Source organism: Mycoplasma testudinis ATCC 43263 (genome assembly GCF_000687795.1).
Taxonomy (GTDB): Bacteria; Bacillota_I; Bacilli_A; order Mycoplasmatales; family Mycoplasmoidaceae; genus Mycoplasmoides; species Mycoplasmoides testudinis.
The window spans coordinates 1-22,748 of the sequence record NZ_JHXT01000001.1; the positions used below are offsets into that span (position 1 = coordinate 1).

The following is a 22,748-nucleotide window of genomic DNA, read 5'->3' on the forward strand; positions in this document are numbered from 1 at the left end:
CAAAAACACGATTGTTAATAAAATAAAATCATTGATTGAATGAAAACAATATTTTATGATTCAAAAGAAGATGAAACATCAAACGGGAGGTCATTCGCTTATAAGAATATTACAACACGCTCAACTTTCGTCTGCCAAAAAATTAGACCAAAACTATCAAGTTGTGTATAATTTTTCAAATCAAAAAAGTAATATTATAGAAACAGAAACTATAACTTATAAAAGTGGATCAAAGGGATTGCTAAAAACAAAAATGTTAGAGGGATATTTCATCAATTATTCCTTAGATAATACAATTCACTAACTGTTCTTCTACCACCTATTTATTTTATGAAACCTTTAAGTAAAAAAGCAATGATTAAAAGAAGAGTAAAAATATCCTTTTAATCAAATTTCTTTAAAGCAACAAATTAAATATCAATTTTCGTTAAAACTTCATCAATCAACTTGGTAATTTCGCTTTTTTTAACAGCAGGCGAAGAAACATCGTGATTAAGACTTCGATAAACGTATTCAACAATTTCTTGAGCAAGTAAAACTGGATCTAACTTAGGATGTTTTGGATAATAAAACAAAGCGATTCGATCAGCAATACTAATTGCTAACGAAGTAAGAGAAGGTTCATCAGCAACTAACTCGCTAAGCGTTTGACTAACAGTTTCAAAAAAAGTAATCGTTTCTTGAGAAGAAATTTGACCACCAATAACAGCTTTAGTAGTTTGTTTGGTGTTAGGGTTATGAATTTCTATTTCAATTCCATTAAATTCTGGAATTTTTGAAAAGATGTCAAACATATAAACTTTCCAATGACTTTCGGTTTGAGAAGAACTAAAGTAAGGGGCAATAAAAGCAAATTGTTCACGAGAAAAAAAGCCTTGGGGTTTATTTAAAGCAACTTCAAGAAGAGTCAAATTTGCTGGAAAATTACTGAATGCTTTTTCAATAAGTGCAGATGCACTTAAATGGCCTCATGAGTCTTCTTGATGTTTGTTCAAAATTTGAAAAATAACATTTTCAAACGAATGCATCGCATCTTCTACTTCTTTAGGAATATATGGCATTTCTAATTCCTCTTCAATTAGTGCAACTGCTTCTTTAAGTTTCTTTTGCTCAATATTTTCTTTAATCATTACAAAAATTTGACGGTAATAACTATACCCGGCAATATCTTTAGAATCGTTTAATTTATCATAATTGGAAAGAATTTCGTCAGCTGATAATTCTACTGTTTCATCAACTAAATCACTAAGTGGCATTGAATAAACTTGACTGGGGTCATCAATATATTTTTGAGCATAATTATCAATCATTTTCTCAACTTTTAAATATTCTGATTCGTTTATTGGCTGGCTACCTTCTGATTCATCTTTTTTGATGGCGCCAGATTTTAAACTATTATCACTTACTTGATTATGTTTCTTAGAAATTCTTTTTTTAGGTGTTGATGATTTATTTTCGGTCTTTTTCATTTTTGTTCTTCTTATGACTTGTGGCCACTAAATAATAATCGTGGACATCTATTTTATTAGATTTAAAAAATAAACTAATTTGTTTTGCTAGTTTGTCTGGAAATGGCAAAGTACTAAACGAAGCATTTTTTGTATTAAAAAAATAAGCGTGCTCGTGAGAATCGTGCCGAATATTAAAATAAATTTTAAAAGTATTAACTTCTAAAAACGCTTGAACTAAACCAAGTTTCACAAAAGAATGCAAAGTGTTATAAACACTTGCTGTATTAGGCTTTGATCCTTCAGTAGATTCCATATGACTAATTAAATCCTCAACAGTATGTCATCCTTGATGATCAATTAAACATTTTAATACTGATTTTCTTTGGCTTGTAACCCGCATCTTTTGAGAAGTTAATTTATCTATATAAAAATCCAGTTTATGATTATTTTCGTAGTCTCGCATGGCAGATTTCCTAAGCCTTTATTTTTTTATCGCTAGCTGCAAATGGGTTAGTGAATTTTTGTTTTTTAAGCATTTCAATTTCAACGGCATATGGTGGTTTGTCATCAACATAAGGGGTTTCTAAAATAACAGGTAATCCCAAAAATTTCTCATGATATAAAAGGTTCAGCAAATTTTCGAACCCAATGTGACCATACCCTATATTAGCATGACGGTCTTTGTGGGCTGATATGAAATTTAAAGAATCATTAAAGTGAACTACTTTAATTCGTTCAAAACCTACTTCTTTGTCGATTTGTGCAACCAATTTATCAACATCAGATAAATCATATCCAGCATCATGAATATGGCATGTATCTAAACAGATTCCTAACCGTTGATTATTTTTAGTCTTTTCAATAATATCATGAAGTTGTTTAAAATCTCTTCCGATTTCATTGCCTTTACCAGCCATTGTTTCCAAGCAGATAATGACATCTTGCGTTTTTGCAATTACAGTGGTTAAACTTTGAGATAAAAATTCAATTGCTGCTTGTGAAGTTGTATTGACGGCTGAACCAGGATGTAAAACTATATATTTTGCTCCTAATGCCTTAGTTCGTTCAACTTCTTTAATAAAAAAATCAACACCAAATGCCCTTTTTTGTTCGTCAACAGAAGCCAAGTTAATAATGTATGGAGCGTGAATTATTATACTACTTAAGTCACAACCGTTTTCTCGCCACAGCTTTTGAGCATCAGTTATCTTCATTTCATTGATATTTTTACGAATTGTATTTTGTGGTGGGCCAGTATAGATCATTAAAGCATTAGCCTGATAAGACAACGCTTCTTGAACGCTTCCTAAAAAATAATTGGGTGCTTTCATCATTACATGTGACCCTAAAATTAATTCGTTTTTTTTCATAATATTCTCGTTTAAAATTCAATATACTTGACGGCTTGAAGACCTTTATCAAAAGGATGTTTTTCTTTTTTAAAAAAGGTTACTAAATCACAAAATATTTTAATCGTGCTGTCCATGTGATGACCACTAATAAAGACATATTTATTTTGACTGATTTCTTTAAGAAAAGTACAAAATTGCCGAGAACTCATGATTTTATTTGTCACCAAATCCAAGGCCTCATCCAATATAATATAAGAATAAGAAGAAGCATTATCTAAAACGTATTGAATCCCTTTTTGGGCATTAGCAATTACCTGTTGCCTAGCCTTTAAATCCTTTGTTCAAATAAATGCTTTAGTTTTTTGCAATAATTTAACTTTTAAACCAAGTTTTGCAAAACTAATGTCTTCGCTGGTTGGCTTTCCTTTAAAAAAACGGACAAAAAAAACGGGTTGTTTGGACGCCAAAAGGCGCAAACATAATCCGTTTAAACAAGATGTTTTTCCTTGGCCATAGCCATAATAAGCATAAACCATTGTGGAAAAAATTATTCTACTTTAGAAGGGACAATTTCGACCTTAGTTTTAGCTGCGCCAAATTTCGTATAACGAACTGTACCTTCAGCTTTAGCAAACAATGTGTCATCAGTACCTTGACCAACATTTCTTCCTGGTCAAATTCGGTTACCACGTTGGCGGTAAATAATTTGACCAATTTTCGCATGTTGACCATCAGCTAATTTAGCACCTAAAAATTTAGGGTTAGAGTCACGACCATTTTTGGTTGAACCAACACCCTTTTTTGATGCAAAATATTGCAAATCAACTGTCAATCAAATTTTTTTGTTATTCATAATGTAATTCCTTAAATAATTATTTCACGTGAGCTGTTGATGATTTTGATATAGTTTGGATAAACTTTAGCAATCGCTTCAATTTGCGTTTGCATCACTTGTAATGCAACAAGTTTGTCATAATCACTATTTTTTAATTCAAATAAAAAGATGTTATTTTTTTCGACACGTTGGATATTGATGTCTTTGGGATCATATCAATTCAATCCGCCTAAAACAATTCCGCTAATTGCAGCACAAACAATATCATCACCTTTCGGTGCGAAAAAAGCATGACCTTCAATCTTAATGCCACCGGCATAAAAGGTGATAGCTAACATTTTTATTCCTTGCTTGATTCAACGATTTTAATAATTTTTAGTTTTGTATAAGGTTGACGATGACCATATTTTCGCATATGGTGTTTTTGACTAAGGTGTTTGATCACATTAATCTTTTTTTGCTTACCTTGCTTTTCAATTTTACAAACGACAGTAGCACCAGGTAAAGTTGGCCGTCCAACTTTAGTGTTAATTGCTAAAACTTTGTTAATGATAATTTCATCACCAACTTCTCCAGCAATTTTTTCTACAAAAATTTCGTCATTTTCACGAACCAGATATTGCTTGGCTCCGGCAGCTATAATTGCAAACATTTATTTCCTCCAGAATAGACTCGTTTGTCTGGTGTTTTATAAAAAAACTTAAAACCAGGATGAATACGGTTGAATCTGTTTATGTCAAATAATTAAACAAATAGTAACTATTTAGATAATTAGACATAGTATTTTAACATAAAGCAATTTTTAGTTGAATATCAAATTACTTCTTTTTTTGCAATTTAAAAAAATTATTATGAAAATCTCTTTAATCAGATTAATAATTTGAAATTCAATTTTCGGATATTTTTTGTTTAAAAGCTAATTTCATGTTTATCTAATCAAACTTTAGTTTACAAAAATAAAAAACCTCACGCTATCTTGCATGAGGTTTTTTAAAGGATTTATAGCTGACTCGGTAAGAGAATTATTTCTTGTCAGCTGGAGGAGTTTCTGGTCCGCCGTATTTTTTAGACATGTCGTCACGTCATTTCTTGAAGCCTTCAATTTGTTTTTTTAACTCATCTCAGTTTTCAGATTTCAATGCACCATTGATTCCGTCTGTAATTTTCTTCAAATTATCGCGGTCTTCTTTTGGTAATTGTTCAGCTTCTTTTGACGCTAGAATTTCATTAATAGTATTGACAATTCCTTCACCTTCATAACGCATTTCAATACGTTCTTTGATGATGGCATCACGTTCTTTATTAACTTCAGCTTCGTGCTTCATGCGTTCGATTTCTTCTTCAGATAAATCACTACTGTTTGTAATAGTAATACTGTTTTCTTTACCTGTAGTTAAATCTTTAGCTTTTACATTTAAGATTCCGTTAGCATCAATATTGAAAGTAATTTCAATTTGAGGCTTACCACGAGGTGCGGGTTGAATTCCTCCTAAACTGAAAGTACCAAGCGACTTGTTTTCGCGAGCCATAGGACGTTCCCCTTGACAAATTGAAACGTCTACAGATTCTTGATTATCTTGAGCGGTTGAGAAAATTTGACTTTTTGAAACAGGGATAGTTGTATTTCTCTTAATTAAAGCAGTAGCAACACCACCTAAAGTTTCAATTGCTAAAGTTAACGGAGTAACGTCAAGTAATAAAATATCTTTAACATCACCGCGTAATACACCACCTTGAACTGCAGCTCCAATCGCAACAACTTCATCAGGATTGATTGAACGGTTTGGTTTTTTGTTTGGAATCATGCCTTCAACTAACTTTTGAACAGCAGGCATTCTTGTCGAACCACCAACTAATAAAATTTCATCGATTTCATCAGCTTTAATTTTTGATTCCCGTAAAACATCACTAATTGGGTTACGTGTTCGTTCTAATAGGTCTTTAGTTAAATCTTCAAATTTAGCACGACTTAATTTGTATTCAGCATTAACTGGTCCACTTTGAGTTACTGCGATAAACGGTAAAGAAATTGTAGTTTCTAATTGTGCTGATAACTCAATCTTTGCACGTTCAGCCGCTTCTTTTAGCCGTTGCATCGCAATCTTTTCTTCGCGAATTTTAACAGATTGATTTTCTCTTTCGATGTTATCAACAATTCAGTCAATAATTCGATTATCTCAGTCATCACCACCTAAACGATTATCACCAGCAGTTGCTAGTACTTCGAAAGTTCCATCAGCAATATCAAGTAATGAAACGTCAAATGTACCACCACCAAGGTCATACACTAAAACCTTCATTTCACGATTAGCTTTATCTATACCGTAAGCTAAAGCCGCCGCAGTAGGTTCATTAATAATCCGTTCAACATTTAAACCTGCAATTTTCCCAGCAGTTTTTGTTGCTTGACGTTCTGCATCATTAAAGTAAGCTGGAACAGTAATTACCGCACGAGTAATTTTTTTACCGATTTTCTTTTCTGCGTAGTCTTTCAAGTAAGTTAAAATTTGTGCTGATACTTCTTCAGGAGATAATTCCTTTTCAACTCCGTTTTCATGGATAGTAACTTTTTTGTTGGTTCCCATTAAACGTTTAATTGAAGAGATTGTGTTCATATTTGTTAGCATTTGCCGCTTTGCAGCATCACCAACAATGATTTCACCGTTTCTGTACGAAACGATTGAAGGAGTCGTTCTTTTTCCTTCTGGGTTTTCTAAAACAACTTTTTGACTACCTTCCATAACCGCCACACAAGAGTTGGTGGTTCCAAGGTCGATTCCGATAATAATTCCAGAGTCTGCCATATATTGATTCCTTTCAGCAATATAATATTGTTAAATAAAGCACTATTTTGATGTACTTAAATCTAATTTACGATGATAATTATATACTATTTTTGTAAAAAATTAGCACTCAATACAAAAAAGTGCTAAAAAATTGAAATATTTTGTTTTCTGTGTTCGAAAATCAAATAATTTAATTAAATTCCGTTTTGTGCAAGAACAGTTTGAATTATTTCTAATCATTTTTTTTGAAAATTTATTGAGTCAAATTCTTTTTTACAATAAATCGTATTTTTGACCAACTGTTCATATTCAGAAAAATTAGCTAATAAATTATTGATCATTTTAGCAACATCTTCAGCATTAGCATTTTTGTCGTATAAGCATCCATTTTTAAATTTGGTTAAGAAGGGTGCATCCGTAAAACTATTGCGTAATGCTAAAGGTGTATTATTTGCAATAGTTTCTACTGCCGCGAACGGAAATCCTTCAGATTGACTAGTAATTAAAGTTAAACTAGATTCGTCAAAAATATTTGCCAATTCATTTCGATTATAAGGACCTTTGAATGTTAAATTAGGATATTTCTTGATCATATCGGGTCAAAAAGGACCATAAACAACAACTCTTTTATTCAAATGAGCAGCAATCTCATTAGCTAAATCAACCCGTTTATAGGCTAGGTCGGTCGCCCTACCTAGTCAACTAATTGGCTTTTCATACTTAGCTTTAATATCAATGGCATCGTTTTGGTTAATTGGTGTGCATAAATGATTTAAGAAAATTTGAAGTCTTGCATTCTTTTTTGTTTTTTTCGAAAAATAACGATTTTTAGAAAATTCACTAAACAAAACCTTTCGATGATAAGAATTGTAAGGAAAATGCAAACGTAGCAAAAATTTTAAAATTAACCTAGGAAAATAATAAATCTTTTTTGCATACGCCAAATCAAGATGCTGCACTCATATTATTCGCGGATGATCTTTATCACTCAAAGCACATTGAACAGTTGAAGAATCAATAATTAAATCGTAATTAGAAGCAATTTTTTTCAAATCTTTTCTTTGTCAAGATAAAGTTTTGAAATCAGCAAAGGCTTCTTGCATTCTTTGTTTAAATGAACCACGATAGTTGGATTCAACGCTTTCAGATAGCAAAAACTGACGCTTAGGTTGCAAATCATGAACAAATTCAAATCTTTCACAAACCTTCTTTTGGACATTTTGACAAGTAGAATATTCGTAAACTTCATATCCGGCTTGATGTAAAATTTTCATCAGATCACGATTGTATGTTTCTACCCCGCCAGCATAATTATGGTTTTGAATATCAATTAACAATATTTTTACAGGTTTTTTATTTTCCATTATTGATTACTTTTCTTTATATTCATTAATATAGATTAATGTAATATTAGGGTTTTATTTTTAAATGATTAAAATTGCAATAGCAAAATGAATTGTGGTTGCTTATTCATTCATAACTTCTTCTACTATTTTAATTCACTTTTTTTCAAATTTCTTAATATCAAAATACTTTTTACAAGCTATTGTGTTATTGACAAGTTTTTCATAAAGAATCGGGTCATTTAAAATCTCTTTCAAAATACCCGCGATTTTTTGTGGTTTTCATTTCCGATTACACAAAACACCATTATCTCATTGATTTAAGAAAGGCGCATCGGTAAATGTATTTCTCAAAATTAAAGGTGTATTATTGGTAATCGCTTCTACACCCACATAACTAAAACCTTCAGAGTCACTGGTGATTAAGCTTAAAGAAGTTTCGTTAAAAAGCTGTGCCAACTCGTTTATTTGATAAGGACCACAAAAATTCAGATATTTATATTTTTTAGGCTGCCAATCATAGTGCGTTCCATAAATGTTAATTTTTTGGCCTAGGTGTTTAGCAATTTCATTAGCAAAATCAACTCGTTTATTACGCTCATCTGTTGCTCGTCCAAATCAACCTATTGGACATTTTATTTTTTTACTTATATCAACATTATCATCAGGATTTATTTCGCTACACAAATTGTTTAAATAAATTTTCAAGTTCTTATTTTTGGGTTTTTCGAAAGGAAAATAACGGTCTTGAGAATAATGCGAATACAAAACTTTACGATGAAAAACATCATATGGAAAGTGAACTTTTGTAATTAAATTTCCTATTAAACGCGGAAGGTAGACAACATGTTTTGCATATGCTAAGTCAAGGTGTTGGACCCAAATAACTTTTGGATGTAAACGGTCACTCAAAGAAGATTGAACTGGAGAAGAATCAATTACTAAATCAAAGTCTTTAGCAATTAAAGGCAACTGCTGCCGTTGATACTTTAAAGTTTTAATGTCTTTAGGAATTTTTTTAATTTTTGTTCATAAAGTTCGCGTAAAGTTTTTTGGTGTATCAATTAGTCTTACAGTCCGGTCAACTTTGTAAATATGAACAAAAGGTAATGGATCACAAACTTGCGCATGAATATTTTCATATGTCGCATATTCATAAATCTCGTAACCAACGTCATATAAAATTTTCATCAATTGACGGCAGTAAGTTTCTAAACCGCCGGCAAAATAATGGTTCTGCTGAACAATAAATAAAATTTTCTTATTAGCCATAGTTTCCTTATTGTATTATTTTGATTAAAATTACATAGAAAAATTAACTTAAAAAATAATCGAAATATATTCAAAATTTTCGATGGACTTATGTTAACATTATTTACAAAAAATTTATAATACCTAACCAGATGCAAATAATACATAATTAACTTAATACTAATTTTAGATAACAAGATTAAATATGACCCATAATCAAAACGAATTTAAAGAACAAACATTTACAATTATCATTCCAGCTTATAACAGTGCAGCATATATTGATAAAGCTCTTAATTCAATCTATGACAATAATTATTCAAAGAATTTATTTGAAGTATTAGTTGTGGATGATGGATCAAATGATGATACCCAATTAAAAGTTCAAACTTTAATGCAAAAACATGAAAACCTTTTTTTATTTAAAAAAACAAACGGAAATTGAGGCTCAGTAATCAATTTTGTTAAACAACAAAAATTAATTAAAAACAAATATGTCGTTGTTTTGGATTCGGATGATCAATTAGATAAAAACTTTTTTAAAATGGTAAATAAAAAAATTAAGAATGCAGATGTGTTAATGTGTGGGGTAAAAATTCAAGGCAAAAATTTTAAATATCACTGTGATCCTTATTGATTTTTTTCTCGAAATTTACCCAATCAACAAAACCGTTTCACAATGTCGTTCGTTCCATTTTCAATAATTACTAAAACCGATATATTTATGCAAACCATTCCATTAACTGAAAATGTTTCATTTCAAGATACTTTACTTTTTTACAATATTTTAAAAATTGCTAAAACGGTTCGATGAACATCAGCAAGTGCTGGGTATTATTGACGTTCTCGTCCAGGCAATACTATGACCAGTTCATGGAGTGAAAAACGTTTTCATGATGAAACTCAATTGCATCAGGATTTACAAAAAATTGATTTAGCTCATCATGCTATTTGACGATTTTTATTAAATGGCTATAAACAAAAAGCTATAGAAAAGCAATATAAACTAGAATTGTCTAAAAAACCAGATGCAAAATGCTTACCATTTTGGCTTCGTCCAATTTTTTGAATAATGTATTTATTTTACTTAAAGAAACTAATTAAATACGTACCAAAAGAAAATCAGCAGACAAACAGCAACTAGTTTCTACTTACAGAAATATTAATCTTTGAAAAATCAAGATTAGATAAGCCCAAATTTTTGAAATAAGCAATGTCTGAAGTTTGATAAAACAATTGATAACCCGATTGATCAATTGATGGATCTGGTGCATATACGCCTGTTACTAAATTCATCTTTTTAACCAAATCAAGATCTTTATAATATGATGATTTCTTATTTAAGATAATTAAATCAGGTGCTCCAATTACGTCAATTTGATCTGTCAAAACCGGGTTCTTAGAAGCATCTGTAAGTGGTGCATCAGATGATGAATCAACTAAATTTGAGTCAGCAGATTCATTACTTTTAGCTACCATTACCCCAGGATGACTATTTTTATCGTTTGCTTGTTTTGGAATTATGGCATCTGTAGCCACGTTTTTTATCGCTTGGTTAATAATGAAATTAATGTTATTAACAGCATTTTTGAAATAGTAATAAATTAATTGATTGATTGGCTGACTTTGAATGGTATGCATCCTGCGATCATTCAAAACAAAATCTCCAACATTTGAAAAATTAGCTTCTCATGATGCACCTTGACTGAAGGGGGCACCATTATTTAAAAATTGGACTAATGATAGATCACTATAGTAATAAAAATTAGTATCTAGTAAATGAGACTTTGTTGTTAGAGGAATGTTTTGATCTTCATTAGCATTTTTCAATCGTGAAGCAACCCCTTGATTATTAAGCGCTTGTAAAAATGCTTGATCTTCAGGGGCGAATTGGCTAACTACAGGAGAAGTAACACCATCACTTCCAATAATTTCATTTCTAGTAACTCAAAAACCAATAGTCACAGCAGTTGCGATTCCAACTACTGCAAAATTTAAACTTGAAGAAATCAAGATCAATCGACCGCGTCTTCGAGGTGAAAAAGATAAATTCTTTTTTCCATACCTTAATCATTTAATAATTTTAGTTTCGTGATCTAAATAAATATGAACGACGATTAAAAAAATCATCCCAATGTAAACTGAAAGATTTCCCATGAAAGGAGATAAGTAAGTTGTTCTTCAAGCAGAAGCATTATTAGCAAACAAATGAGCTATCGTATACAAACTAGAAACCACCGCAAAAGCTATCAAAAATCATGTAATTCAATAAATGAATTCATTATTAACGCGTAATTTCACAGAACTATAAATTCCATAAAATAAAAGTAAACCAACAAAAATAATATTGACATAAGCAAACGGCTCAGCAATTGAAGATAATTTACTAATGGAGAAATAAGTAATAAATGAAGCAAAGATTCCAAAAATACTAAAAATACTTAATAGTCAAATTTGCTTTAGTTTATAAGTCCCAAATATTTTTTTGAAAGCCAATTGGGTTTTAATTCTTGCTTTAAACAAACCTTCAGTAGGCAAGATAAGACAATTAAATCTTGCAAATTTTTTAGAAATTAAAATTATTAACGGAATTGTTACAACTAAAAAAACAGTGGATCCGACTGCAGCATAACTTATTAAAGGGTTACCATCTGAATTACTAAGAAAACCAGACACCCCTAGTAAAAATAATCCTATTGCGCTAACCAGGAATAAGCTTAATTGTTTTCAAGTTCCTTTTACAATTGTGTAAACAATACCAATTAGTATAACCCCTGGAGACAACAATCCAGCGGTTGTACTAAAGAATAAGAAACTAAAAGGCAAAATTCACAGGTATCTACCATTTTTAGTAATCAATAAACTTAAAGCGACCAAAATGAACAACGATTGGATTTCGATGTTTCCTCCAGTAAATGTATAAACGACAATAAACGCAAGAGCACAAAAAACTAAAAAAACAAAAGAAATAGACCATAAGCGATATTTGAGTTTCAAATGAGCTAATTTTTCTTCTACAACATATTGTAAAAATCACCCAAATAAATAAAAAATAACACTTGTTCATAAATAATAATATGCGACTGAAACAAATTTAGGCAGGATTGAAATAACTGCATTCATGTAATATCCAACTGGTAAACGATAAGTTGCATTTAAAATATCTGAACCGCCAATCGAAAATGTCGAAGCATCATTTAGAAAGAAACTGCTTATTTGAATATATGCTTGAGTATCACTAAAAAATGCGAGTTGAGGTAAAATAATAAGAACAATTAATGGGATTATCATTAAACCCGAAATTAAAAAACTAAATTTATTTGCCTGTAAAAAATTATTTCAACTAATAGTTATTGGGAATTTTATTGTTAAATATATCACGTATCCTAATAGAGCAAAAAAGACGAATGCTAATAGAACATAACCTAAAACAAAAAAAGCGATATGACTGCGAATTTGTAGAATGGGAAACCAAACTAATAAAATCTCAAAAAGAGCAAAAACTAACAACAAGAAAATCATCGGATGGTTTCATCCTTTTTTAATATTTCACAAGTTGCGAATTGAATTCAAGACAAAAGGAAGCGCAAACAGTCCTAAAATTATGATAAAAACCATGTGATCTTTCTAAAGTTACCTGCCCTTCCATTCTTTGAAAATTACTTCTTCTTCAAAAATTTTTGTAAGTAGTTTTCGGCAAAGACAAACATACTGTATATATATTAACTATAGTTTATACAGATAATGTATATTATATTAAATTTTGTAAAAATTAGCATTTAACATTAAAAGTCGAGATTCGTATTATCAGAAAGCGCTTTTTCTAAAATTATAGTAGAATCACTAATGGCTTGTAGTCAATTGCTGCGCTTAGGCGTAGAGGAAAGTCCATGCTCACACACGCTGCGATGCGTGTAGTGTTTACGTAGGTATAAAAAATAAAGCCTAGTTCCGTAAGGATAACGACGGATTCACTTCTAAAACTTATGTCATGAAGGAAGTCCATAAAGTGCCACAGAAACGAACGTTATTGAAAGATGACGGTGAAACGCGGTAAACTCCGTAAGTGAGAAACCTAAATTTTGGTAAGGGAATATTCAACCGGGAATTGAACTGGAAGAATGACCAACATACTTGGTAGATAAATAATTGACGTCTGTGATGATACAATTCTGTTTATATTATCTCCAAAAACACATACTTTATTACTCATTGTTGTGCATTACAGATACAGAACATGGCTTACGCAAACCAAAAGGGACTCCCACTGGGATCCCTTTTTTTATGTCATAAAACAATTTGATATCTTTCAAAATTTCTATCCCAAATTAACCACACAACAAAAAAAGTTATCTCTGCATGAGATAACTTAATTCAACTTTAGTTAGTTTTTAAAAAATTAGAATTCTTCAGCAGCAATTTTAATACGTGCATCAAAATCAGCGATTGCTTCTTCTGGTTTTTTATTTAAATATGCTACTTTAGTCGAAGCAAGCAATAACGGTTCCGCAACTGTTGCTCCTAAGAAATCTCAAATTCCGCGAAGGTTTTCGGTGTGGTTACCTCATTGGTATCAGCCGTATGGAGCACCTTGTGTCGTTAGAATTTGTACTTTTAAGTGATCTAGTAAACCTTTAGCTTCACCTTTTTTAGAATATTTATAACTAAAAGTTTTATTAGCTACTGAAATGTGGTCTATATAGTTTTTCAATACAGCCGGGAAGCCAAAGTTAGTCATTGGAGCAGCAATAATAACTTTCGATACACTCTTAAGTTGTTCAATAAATTTATCAGAATCTTCTGCGTTAAAAAAAGTTTCTAAGTTTTCTCGAGTCATAGTTTTAGAAGCCATTGGCAATGTATTCAAGTCCAATTCTTCAAAAGTTGCAGACGCATTTTTAACTTTATAATATTCTAAAAATTTATTTAGTAAGTGAGTGGAGACAGAGTGAGCATCAGGAATCGGTGAAGATTTTATTACAAGAACTTTGTTAATCATTAATATACCTCTTTTCAAAATTATCTTTGAAAACACCTTTATTATAATAGATAGTTGATTTTTAAAGGAAAATAATGCTTGATTTTCAATGATTCTTGTTTTTGGTATTTGAGTCCAAAAAAAGAACTCATTTTTAAATCCAATTAAAAAATTTTCAAAATGAGCAATTATCAGCGCACATTATAAACATCTAAACGAATTTATCTATCATCCTTTTTTTAAAGATATTTTTTATAATCAAGAAATCAATTTATGGATCGGAGAATAATCATGGTTAACACAAAAGTGGTTGTGATTGGAGCTGGAAATGTTGGTGGATCATTTTTATATGCGGCTATAAATCAAGGAATTGCATCTAGTTATGGGATTATCGATAATAACAAAAAATTACGTGAAGGACAAATTTTAGATTTTGAAGATAGCATATGAAATAGCCAAAAAGATTTTCGCATATTTACATGCGATTATCAAGATTTAAAAGACGCCGACTTTGTAATTATTACTGCAGGAAGTTCGCAAAATAATGCTAAATCTCGGTTGGATGGCATTGAAAAGAGCATTGCAATGATGAAAAATATTGCTAAGCAAGTTAAAAAATCAGGATTTAAAGGCTTTACAATAATTGCGTCAAATCCACTGGACATAATGGTTTATACTTATTTAAAAATAACTAAGATTTCAAAAAATAAAGTTATTGGAACCGGAACATTACTTGATACTGCAAGGTTAAGAATTTTGATTTCTCAAAAACTACAAGTTTCACCAAAATCTGTTGAAGCATTTACTCTAGGAGAACACGGTGATACATCTTTTTCGATTTTTTCAGAAATTAGAATTGGGGGAGTGCCATTTAAAAATCTTGAAAAAATTCATGGCATTAATTCAAGTAATTACGAATCCTTACTTGATGATGTGGTTAGAAAAAGGGGATTTGAAATTGTCAGCCGAAAATCATCAACAAATTATGGAATCGGTCAAGCCTTAACTAAAATTTTAAGCGCGATTGTATATGACTCGCAAGAAGTTTTGCCAATTTCTACCTATTTAGAGGGTGAATATGGATATAACGACGTTTGTATTAGTGTCCCAGCAATCGTTGGTAAAGATGGAGTTCAAAAGATTTTGGAACATCCAATGAACAAAAAGGAGCGCCAAAAATTTAAAAAATCAATTGAATTTATTAAAAGTTTCAATAAACAATACGTTTAACCACTTATCCTTAGGATCTCAAATCTTTGGTAAAAACTGGCCATTGAATAGCTGATTAAATTAAAGATTTCTTAATATCTTATTTTATTAATAAGGCTTAATTTATAAAATGAATAATTTTTGTATAATGTACAAGACTATTTATGTACACGCTATGTACATAGTTATTTATATTATATGAAATTACTTTACAAACAACTAACTAAAAAACAATGAATATTGTGATCATTTACATTATTTCTTAGTGTAATCTACATTGGCGGGAGCAATTTTAGCATTGTTCTATTGTCTTATTTTGTCAATTTATTAAGTGTCGCAGTTAATCCAGAAGGGATCACCACAACAGCAACCACAGTATGAGATCAGGCCTTAGCCAACATTTTCCCTGCAATCACTAGCACAGATCCAACCATTGCTAAACAAGCTGCACTAAATCAAGCTTTTTTGGTTTTTGGAATTACGATCGCTTTAACAGTGATTAGCACAGCGATTAAAATGGCAACGCGAGTTTATTTAGCAACTTTAACAATGCAGATGTTATTTAGTTTAAGAAATCAACTTTATCATAAAATTATGTACTTAGATGAAGTAGCCTTTAATAAAATTTCACCGACAAGCATTATCAATCGTGTAACTAATGATATGTATCAATTGCAAGAAGCTGCTCTTGGCTATTTTATGTATTTGTACGAGTCGGTATTCTACGTTTTATTTAACATTATTTTTAGTATCACTTTAAGCCCACTATTATCCACAACTTACATTTTCTTTTTTCCATTAGCTTTAATCGTTGTTTGAATAACCCAAACTCGAGCAGATAAGTACTATGATCAAAATTTAATTGATTTAGATCGAACAAATCAAATCGTTAGGGAAAATTTAATCGGGATTCGAATTGTTAAATCTTTCAATGTTCAAAAACACCAATATCGCCGGTTTTTATTTACGAACAAATCCTGAAAGAAAACAATTTTTAAATCAGAATGAATTGTGATGATTGGTTTAGTAAGCATGTTTTTAATTTTAAATCTAGCAATTGTTGCAATTTTAATTTTCGGTGGGGGAATTATTAAAGATAACATCTTTGGTGGTGTTAGCGAAGGAGTAATTGTTGCCTTCTTAAATTATGTAATTGGAACAGTTTTTAATATTTATGCTATTGGTTCGATGATTATTTCATTAATCCGTGTTCGCCCTGTAAACCGAAGATTTCATGAATTATTAAAAAGTGCAGCAGAACGTTTAATTAATGGTGTTATTCCAGAAACTTTCAAACCTACGATTCGGTTTGAAAATGTTAATTTTAGTTACGAAGCAAACAGTTCAATTAAAACTTTAGAAAATATAAATTTAGAAATTCAACCAGGACAAACTGTTGGAATTATTGGACCAACCGGATCAGGAAAAAGCAGCCTTGTAAATCTAATTGCTCGCTTATATGAACCAGACGAAGGAAAAGTATTAATCAACGAATTGCCTACTAATGAAATAAATTTACAATTTCTACGTTCGAAAATTGGTTTTGCTCCACAAGATAAATTGATTTTTGCGGGAACAATTAAATCAAATATCAAAAATGGAAAAATCGACGCAACTGATGAACAAATTCAAACTGCCGCAAAACTTGCTTGTGCCCATGATTTTATCAACCTTTTGCCCAATCAATACAACAATGAAGTAAGTCAATATGGATCAAATCTTTCAGGAGGACAAAAACAACGTTTATCGCTAGCTCGCTGTTTGGTTCGAAATCCAGAAATTTTAATTCTGGATGACACGGTTAGTGCCCTTGACAATTTAACCCGTGATTTAGTTTTAAACAATTTAAAAAACAATTTACAGCACGCCACAAAAATTATTGTTTCCCAACAAATCAAAACAATACGTGAAGCAAATAACATCATTGTAATGGATAAAGGAAAAATCGTGGCTCAAGGAGTTCACCAACAACTCCTAAAAAACTGTGAATTATACCGAACAATCAACGAATCTCAAAAAACTGTAGGTGAACCGTAATGACTAATAAAAAGCAATCGCATCAATGAGCATTAACTTTAAAAGAGTTATGAAAATATCTTGCCAGAGATAAAAGGCAATTCGTTGGAGCAATCATTTTGACTTTTATCAAAACAGGAATTAGTATTTTTTTATCAATTGCTGTAGGATTTTTGTTGCAATTGTCTGTTCAGCGCTTAACTGATCCAAATCCGTCTGTTGTTAATGAAGGATGAATTTTCTTGTTAGGCGGTAGCGGAGTCTTAATCGCAGGGTATGTCATTTTCTTTATTTTCTATTTAATTGCATCGAAAATAGTGATTAAAGTTTCGTTTGGTTTAGGTTATAAAATTCGCGATTTAATTTTCATGAAAATCCACAAGTTTCCTTATTCGTTACTTCAACAAAAAATGAGTGGAGATTTAATGGGTCGCGCTACAACTGATGTTAACGCTCTAGCACTTAACATGTCTGTTAGTGCTAGTAACGTTTTTACTACTCCAGCAATTATGTTAGGTGTTTACATTGGATTATTCGTGCTTTCACCTTATTTAGCTTTAATTTCATTAGGGATCTTTTTCTTTGTACTAGGTGGATCATTTGTCTTTGCAAAATTAAGCGCTCCAAAATATAAACAAATGCAAACGGAAATGGGAAACATGAACATTGAAGTAGAAGAACAGATCAGTAATCGCAAAGTAATCAAGTTATTTAGTTTGCAAGAGCAAGCATATGATCAATTCAAACGATATAACGAAAAACAACGCAAAGTTACACAAAGTGCTGAAATCGCTGTTAGTTTTATTTGGCCATGAAGTAATTTAGTTGAAAACATTATGCTTTCAGCACTATATCTAGTTGCAATCGCATTATCCATCAATGACATTACATTTAGTACTGTTATGTTCAACCCTATCAGTGGAACACAAGGATCAATCGATTCAACTGTAGCCGTATTAACATCCTTTGTTTTATTAGCTCGCCAAGCCAATGGCGAAGCTACTAACGCTTTACGCTTAATCGGTAATGTTGAAAAAATGTTTGTCGCTGCAGAACGAAGCTTATCGATTCTTGACAATCCAGATTATATTGATGAAGGCAAAAACAAACTAACCGATATAAAAGGAGCAATTACTTTTGAAAATGTTCATTTTGGTTATCAACCAGCAAAACCAATTTTAAAAGACATAAGTTTTCACGTTCCAGCACAAAGCGTAACAGCCATTGTTGGTCCTACTGGAAGCGGTAAAACAACAATTGTTAATTTACTTTCACGATTTTATGAAATTAACAGCGGAACCATAAAAATTGATAACACAGACATTAGAACAGTCACACAACAAAGTTTGTGTGATAATATAGCCGTCGTTTTACAAGATTCGTTTTTATTTAGTGAATCGATTCGCCAAAATATCGCATATGGCAACAAAGACGCTACTGAAGCTGATATTAAAGAAGCTGCAAAAGCGGCTAATGTTGATCGTTTTATTGAAATGCTACCAAACAAATACGACACCATCGTCAGCGAACGAATTAATGATTTTAGCAATGGGGAAATTCAATTATTGGCTTTAGCTCGTGCTTTTTTGAGTAAAGCCAAGATTTTGATTCTTGATGAGGCTACAAGTTCAGTTGATACAAAAACTGAAACTGACATTCAAAACGCCTTATTAAAATTAATGAAAACCCGGACCGTAATCGTAATTGCTCACCGGCTTTCAACCATTGTTAATGCCGACCAAATTATCGTTGTTCACAACGGAAATCTTTTAGAAAAAGGAACCCACGATGAACTATTAGAACAAAAAGGCTTCTATTATGATTTGTATCAGGCAAATGCTGTGATGGCAGAAAATTAAAATGATTGTAATCAATCCAAAATCTTTTATTAAAATTCATTCGAAAGAGAGCTACTAAAATGTCAAAAAGTTTAGAATATAAATTAGGAAATATGGTGAATGTCCGCAGCACAGATGCGGCCATTCGCTTACGTAAATCAATTAATACTATCGATTTATTAACGCTCATAGATCCACAGCAAATAATTGTCTTTTTCCGAGACAATGTAGACCGGATGCCACTAAGGGGTTTAGTAGATTTAAAAACAATTAGTGGAGAATTAGAAAAAACGAAAACATATGATGAGTTTGTAGGAATTTTAGATCATCACAACGCCAATATTTTTAGTCAAAACAAACTAAATCAAATGGCAAAAAATTTCAATAATGATGTTATAAACACCGCTATTGAAGCGCTTTACGAATGAGATCATAAACTAAAAAAGAATTTAACCAGAATTAGCCGTCTAGCCAGAACAAGTTATATTGAACGTGGAGTTTGGCCATTGTATGCATCATATGGTTTTTTAAAAGGATTAACAATCCACAAAACCCCAATCAAAGCTCCTTTAGTTAGTATTGCAATAGATTTTGAATTTGATGGTGCCAAATTATATTTAGTTAAAAAAGATAAAAGACAAAGTATTAACGAACGATTGTATGTCTTTTTAATGCGTGAATACGGTGTAAAATTACCGATTCATGATTTTGAAGCTAAAACAGATTTAGCTGAATTGGCTGTCGACTTAGAAAAAATAACCCAACAACCAATTACTTATGACAAAACTCAACCATTAGTTGCAAAATACAAAGATGAAAATAAAGATGATATTGAAAGTTTTTCTAACCTAAGCATTTTATCCAATGCTGTTATTACAGTTGTTGAACTAACAGGTGGAAAACTAAAAGAAGATTTAGCTCAAATTTTGGACCGCCAAGAAGATGACCCTTTTGAGTCTAACGACACTCAAAAAACGAACGAATATTTCGAAAACCAAATAATCGAAGGTGAAGAGCAACTTGTTGAAATTCACCAACCTATTAATATATTTCAAAAATATGCCATTAATTCAGTTTTACATCAAAACACTGTAATTATCGGAGCTCCTGGTACTGGTAAATCAGAAGTTATTACAAACTTAATAGCAAACATTATTCATCGAAAGAAAAATGCGATGGTTGTTTCTGAAAAACAAGCGGCTTTAGACGTTATTTACAATCGTGTTGGAAAACTTAATCAACTGATTCTTTATATGTATGATTTCAAAAATAAAGAAGATTTTTATAAGAACGTTTTAGGAATTGAAGAAACTTTGGGTCAATGATACCGAAAGGATTTTAACGATCCCGAAATTGATTTGATAGATGAAAAAATATTAACTTTTAGAAGTGCTTATAACCATTTCTATAATTTAACAAAAAATGAAATCGAATTATCTCGTGCTCGTGATCCATATAATGAAATTTTTACTGAATATTCAAGTTCGCACTTAAATCAAACAGAGGTAGTTAACCGGGTTCGGGTTTCAAGTTATTTGATTTTACCAGACAATAGTACCAACCGTGAACCATGAATTCAACTAAAACAATACCTTATTCGATCTACTACAACTCCAATTGCAGTTAACTTTCAACGATGATACGAAAAAAATCAATACTTATTTGACGAAGCTAATTTCGATTTCTTTTTAAGGAATACTTGGAACGAATATGTCAATTTTAAAGACTTGTGTGAAAAGCACAAAGTCCTATTAGACAACTTCCCTCGTCTGCTGGAAAACTTATTACGAATGGACCGTCGGAGTGAACGGCGTTTTATTTCTGAATGAATTACTTTAAGACAAAGAAAGTTTATTTACGTATTCTCAGCAATGAATGAAGACGATAACATCATTCGCAAAACACCATTACTTTTTAAAATAGATTTATCCCGTGAACAGAAACAATTTTATAAAAATAATTATCTAGAATTAAAAGAATTTTTACGTGGTTTTAATCGCATTAAAAAACTTAACTGAATAAGTTATAACAAACTTGAAGAATATGCTCTTTCAACTTCAGAATGAAAAACAGTGATTCAAGAAAATTGGTGATCTAATTTATTTAGCAATAACGCTCTATTAGATGTTTTAAGAAACAACGCCTTTCAAGAAGCAATCCAAACAATGCGCCGAAATACAGAAATTTTTGCTAAAGATAATGATGAATTAATTGTGACTAATTTCTTAAAGTGACAACGAGCCCGTTTAAACGCTTTGCCAAAAGAAGAAACTGACCAAATCTTAGAAATGTTTAAACAAGCCTCAAAAGCTACCAGGCCTCCTGTAAACTTTTTTATTCGGCAGTACTACAAACAATTAAGACAAATCTTTCCGATTTGGGTTTTAAGCCCTGATAATGTGGCTGAGTTTATTCCCTTAAAACGGAAGGAATTTGATTACGGAATTTTCGACGAAGCAAGTCAAATGTTCTTGGAACGGGGTTATCCTTTAGTATATCGCTGCACTAATAACGCCGTAGCTGGTGACATGAACCAATTAAAACCTACTAGTTTCTTCATGTCCAGATTTGACGATTCAGAAACAAGCAATTCCAAAACTGAAGAATTCAATTTTGATGACGATTCTGATTATGAATTTGACGAAAACGAAGCAATTGTCTCATTATTAGAAAAAGCCGAAACGGCTCGTTGAAATAAGTTCCATTTAAGAAATCACTATCGGTCTGCTTCTAAACAATTAATTGAATTTTCTAATAAAAACATTTATGACAACAATTTACACGTGGCAACTTTGAATGGAAACTGAAGTAACGGAATCGAAACAATTGAAGCTAATGGAATTTGAAGTAACCAATGCAACGAAAAAGAAGCCGAAGTAGTTGTTGAACAGATTAAAGAAAACTTCGATAAATATGATTCAATCCTAGTTATTGCTTTTAACTTAAAACAATCGCTATTAATTGAAAATATGTTAATTAACGACGATTCAATCGATGGAATGACAAGAGAAAGATTAAACAAAAAGCTGGTTATTTCCAATTTAGAAAATGTTCAAGGAACCGAAGCAGATCTAGTTATTTTATCAGTCGCTTTTGCTCCAGGTACTGATGGCATCTTGCGAGCTAATTTCGGAGTTTTAAATCGTGATGGTGGAAGAAACCGCTTAAACGTTGCCATTACTCGATCAAAAAAGAAAATGATTGTCGTGAAGAGTTTTGCAGCAAAAGACATCGGTTCACGTTCTTTAAGTCCAGAAGCTATGGTTTTCATAGATTATATTCGGTATTTAGACACATTGTCTCAAACCGAAAAATCCGATTTATTAGCATTTTCTAAAAATAGTTATCAAGATTTTGAAACACCATTTAATAAAACAATTTATCAAGCCATTCTAGATTTAAATATTGGTGATGACATTTATGTCAAAACTAAATTACCAGTTGGTAACAAAGTAATTGATATTGGAGTTATGGACACCAAAACTAATAAATGTATCTTAGGAATTATTGCCGAACAATGAACTGCTAATATGAATGTCAAAAGTAAATTTGAAGAATACGATCACCAATTGTTCTTAGAATCAAGAAATTTCAAGATGTTTCGGATTAAACAATATGAATGGTCAACAATTAAAGAAGTAATTCTGGCTTCGTTACGATCTCATATTATTAATAATATTCAGTAACCG

At 31.3% G+C, this 22,748-nt stretch carries 18 protein-coding genes and 1 other RNA gene; 7 read left to right on the top strand and 12 right to left on the bottom strand.

What is annotated here, in order from left to right; all coding sequences use genetic code 4:
* Nucleotides 1-304 (top strand): hypothetical protein (locus tag T384_RS05900; protein WP_036498556.1); only part of this gene is annotated, 304 nt, incomplete at its 5' end.
* 106 nt (nt 305-410) lie between these two features.
* Here T384_RS05900 and T384_RS0100010 read toward each other — a convergent pair.
* The 10 genes from T384_RS0100010 to T384_RS0100055 form a co-directional block, all read right to left on the bottom strand.
* Complete coding sequence (locus tag T384_RS0100010; protein WP_027119310.1) at nt 411-1,469, bottom strand: DUF3196 family protein; 1,059 nt, start codon at nt 1,467-1,469, stop codon at nt 411-413.
* On the bottom strand, nt 1,450-1,914 hold the full coding sequence (locus tag T384_RS0100015; protein ID WP_027119311.1) for a transcriptional repressor: 465 nt from the start codon (nt 1,912-1,914) through the stop codon (nt 1,450-1,452). Before T384_RS0100015 ends, T384_RS0100010 begins: the two co-directional genes overlap by 20 nt.
* A 10-nt stretch (nt 1,915-1,924) precedes the next feature.
* Complete coding sequence (locus tag T384_RS0100020) at nt 1,925-2,821, bottom strand: deoxyribonuclease IV (RefSeq protein WP_211247125.1); 897 nt, start codon at nt 2,819-2,821, stop codon at nt 1,925-1,927.
* 11 nt (nt 2,822-2,832) lie between these two features.
* Nucleotides 2,833-3,339: a cob(I)yrinic acid a,c-diamide adenosyltransferase gene (locus T384_RS0100025; protein ID WP_027119313.1), complete on the bottom strand. Its 507-nt coding sequence runs from the start codon at nt 3,337-3,339 to the stop codon at nt 2,833-2,835.
* Nucleotides 3,340-3,350: 11 nt separating this feature from the next.
* Nucleotides 3,351-3,656, bottom strand: coding sequence for a 50S ribosomal protein L27 (gene rpmA, locus T384_RS0100030; protein WP_027119314.1), 306 nt, complete (start codon nt 3,654-3,656; stop codon nt 3,351-3,353).
* An 11-nt stretch (nt 3,657-3,667) separates the two neighbouring features.
* On the bottom strand, nt 3,668-3,976 hold the full coding sequence (locus tag T384_RS0100035; RefSeq protein ID WP_027119315.1) for a ribosomal-processing cysteine protease Prp: 309 nt from the start codon (nt 3,974-3,976) through the stop codon (nt 3,668-3,670).
* A gap of 2 nt (nt 3,977-3,978) precedes the next feature.
* Complete coding sequence (gene rplU / locus T384_RS0100040) at nt 3,979-4,290, bottom strand: 50S ribosomal protein L21 (RefSeq protein ID WP_027119316.1); 312 nt, start codon at nt 4,288-4,290, stop codon at nt 3,979-3,981.
* Nucleotides 4,291-4,660: 370 nt separating this feature from the next.
* Complete coding sequence (dnaK, locus tag T384_RS0100045; protein ID WP_027119317.1) at nt 4,661-6,442, bottom strand: molecular chaperone DnaK; 1,782 nt, start codon at nt 6,440-6,442, stop codon at nt 4,661-4,663.
* A gap of 176 nt (nt 6,443-6,618) precedes the next feature.
* Complete coding sequence (locus T384_RS0100050; RefSeq protein ID WP_027119318.1) at nt 6,619-7,788, bottom strand: glycosyltransferase; 1,170 nt, start codon at nt 7,786-7,788, stop codon at nt 6,619-6,621.
* A 102-nt stretch (nt 7,789-7,890) separates the two neighbouring features.
* Nucleotides 7,891-9,039, bottom strand: a complete 1,149-nt coding sequence (locus T384_RS0100055) for a glycosyltransferase (RefSeq protein ID WP_027119319.1) — start codon at nt 9,037-9,039, stop codon at nt 7,891-7,893.
* Nucleotides 9,040-9,223: 184 nt separating this feature from the next.
* On the opposite strand from T384_RS0100055, the gene T384_RS06850 reads away from it, so the two are divergent.
* Entirely contained in the window at nt 9,224-10,162 is a 939-nt protein-coding gene (locus T384_RS06850; protein ID WP_052663369.1) for a glycosyltransferase, read from the top strand.
* On the opposite strand, the gene T384_RS0100065 is transcribed toward T384_RS06850, so the two are convergent.
* Nucleotides 10,159-12,636 carry a hypothetical protein gene (locus T384_RS0100065; RefSeq protein ID WP_027119320.1) on the bottom strand — a complete coding sequence of 826 codons (2,478 nt, stop codon included), beginning with the start codon at nt 12,634-12,636 and terminating at the stop codon, nt 10,159-10,161. The two genes, T384_RS06850 and T384_RS0100065, sit on opposite strands and share 4 nt — an antisense overlap.
* A gap of 231 nt (nt 12,637-12,867) precedes the next feature.
* Between T384_RS0100065 and rnpB the strand changes: the two genes are divergently transcribed.
* Nucleotides 12,868-13,267, top strand: an RNA gene (rnpB, locus tag T384_RS07115) — RNase P RNA component class B.
* Between the two features lie 150 nt (nt 13,268-13,417).
* Here rnpB and T384_RS0100070 read toward each other — a convergent pair.
* Nucleotides 13,418-14,017, bottom strand: a complete 600-nt coding sequence (locus tag T384_RS0100070) for an FMN-dependent NADH-azoreductase (RefSeq protein ID WP_036498567.1) — start codon at nt 14,015-14,017, stop codon at nt 13,418-13,420.
* 270 nt (nt 14,018-14,287) lie between these two features.
* Here T384_RS0100070 and T384_RS0100080 point away from each other — a divergent pair, with 270 nt between their 5' ends.
* From T384_RS0100080 to T384_RS0100095, 4 genes are all read left to right on the top strand, one after another.
* On the top strand, nt 14,288-15,226 hold the full coding sequence (locus T384_RS0100080; protein WP_027119323.1) for an L-lactate dehydrogenase: 939 nt from the start codon (nt 14,288-14,290) through the stop codon (nt 15,224-15,226).
* A 177-nt stretch (nt 15,227-15,403) separates the two neighbouring features.
* Entirely contained in the window at nt 15,404-17,242 is a 1,839-nt protein-coding gene (locus T384_RS0100085; RefSeq protein ID WP_027119324.1) for an ABC transporter ATP-binding protein, read from the top strand.
* Nucleotides 17,242-19,080, top strand: a complete 1,839-nt coding sequence (locus T384_RS06855) for an ABC transporter ATP-binding protein (protein WP_027119325.1) — start codon at nt 17,242-17,244, stop codon at nt 19,078-19,080. Before T384_RS0100085 ends, T384_RS06855 begins: the two co-directional genes overlap by 1 nt.
* A 59-nt stretch (nt 19,081-19,139) precedes the next feature.
* Entirely contained in the window at nt 19,140-22,745 is a 3,606-nt protein-coding gene (locus T384_RS0100095; RefSeq protein WP_027119326.1) for an AAA domain-containing protein, read from the top strand.
* Nucleotides 22,746-22,748 lie beyond the last annotated feature (3 nt).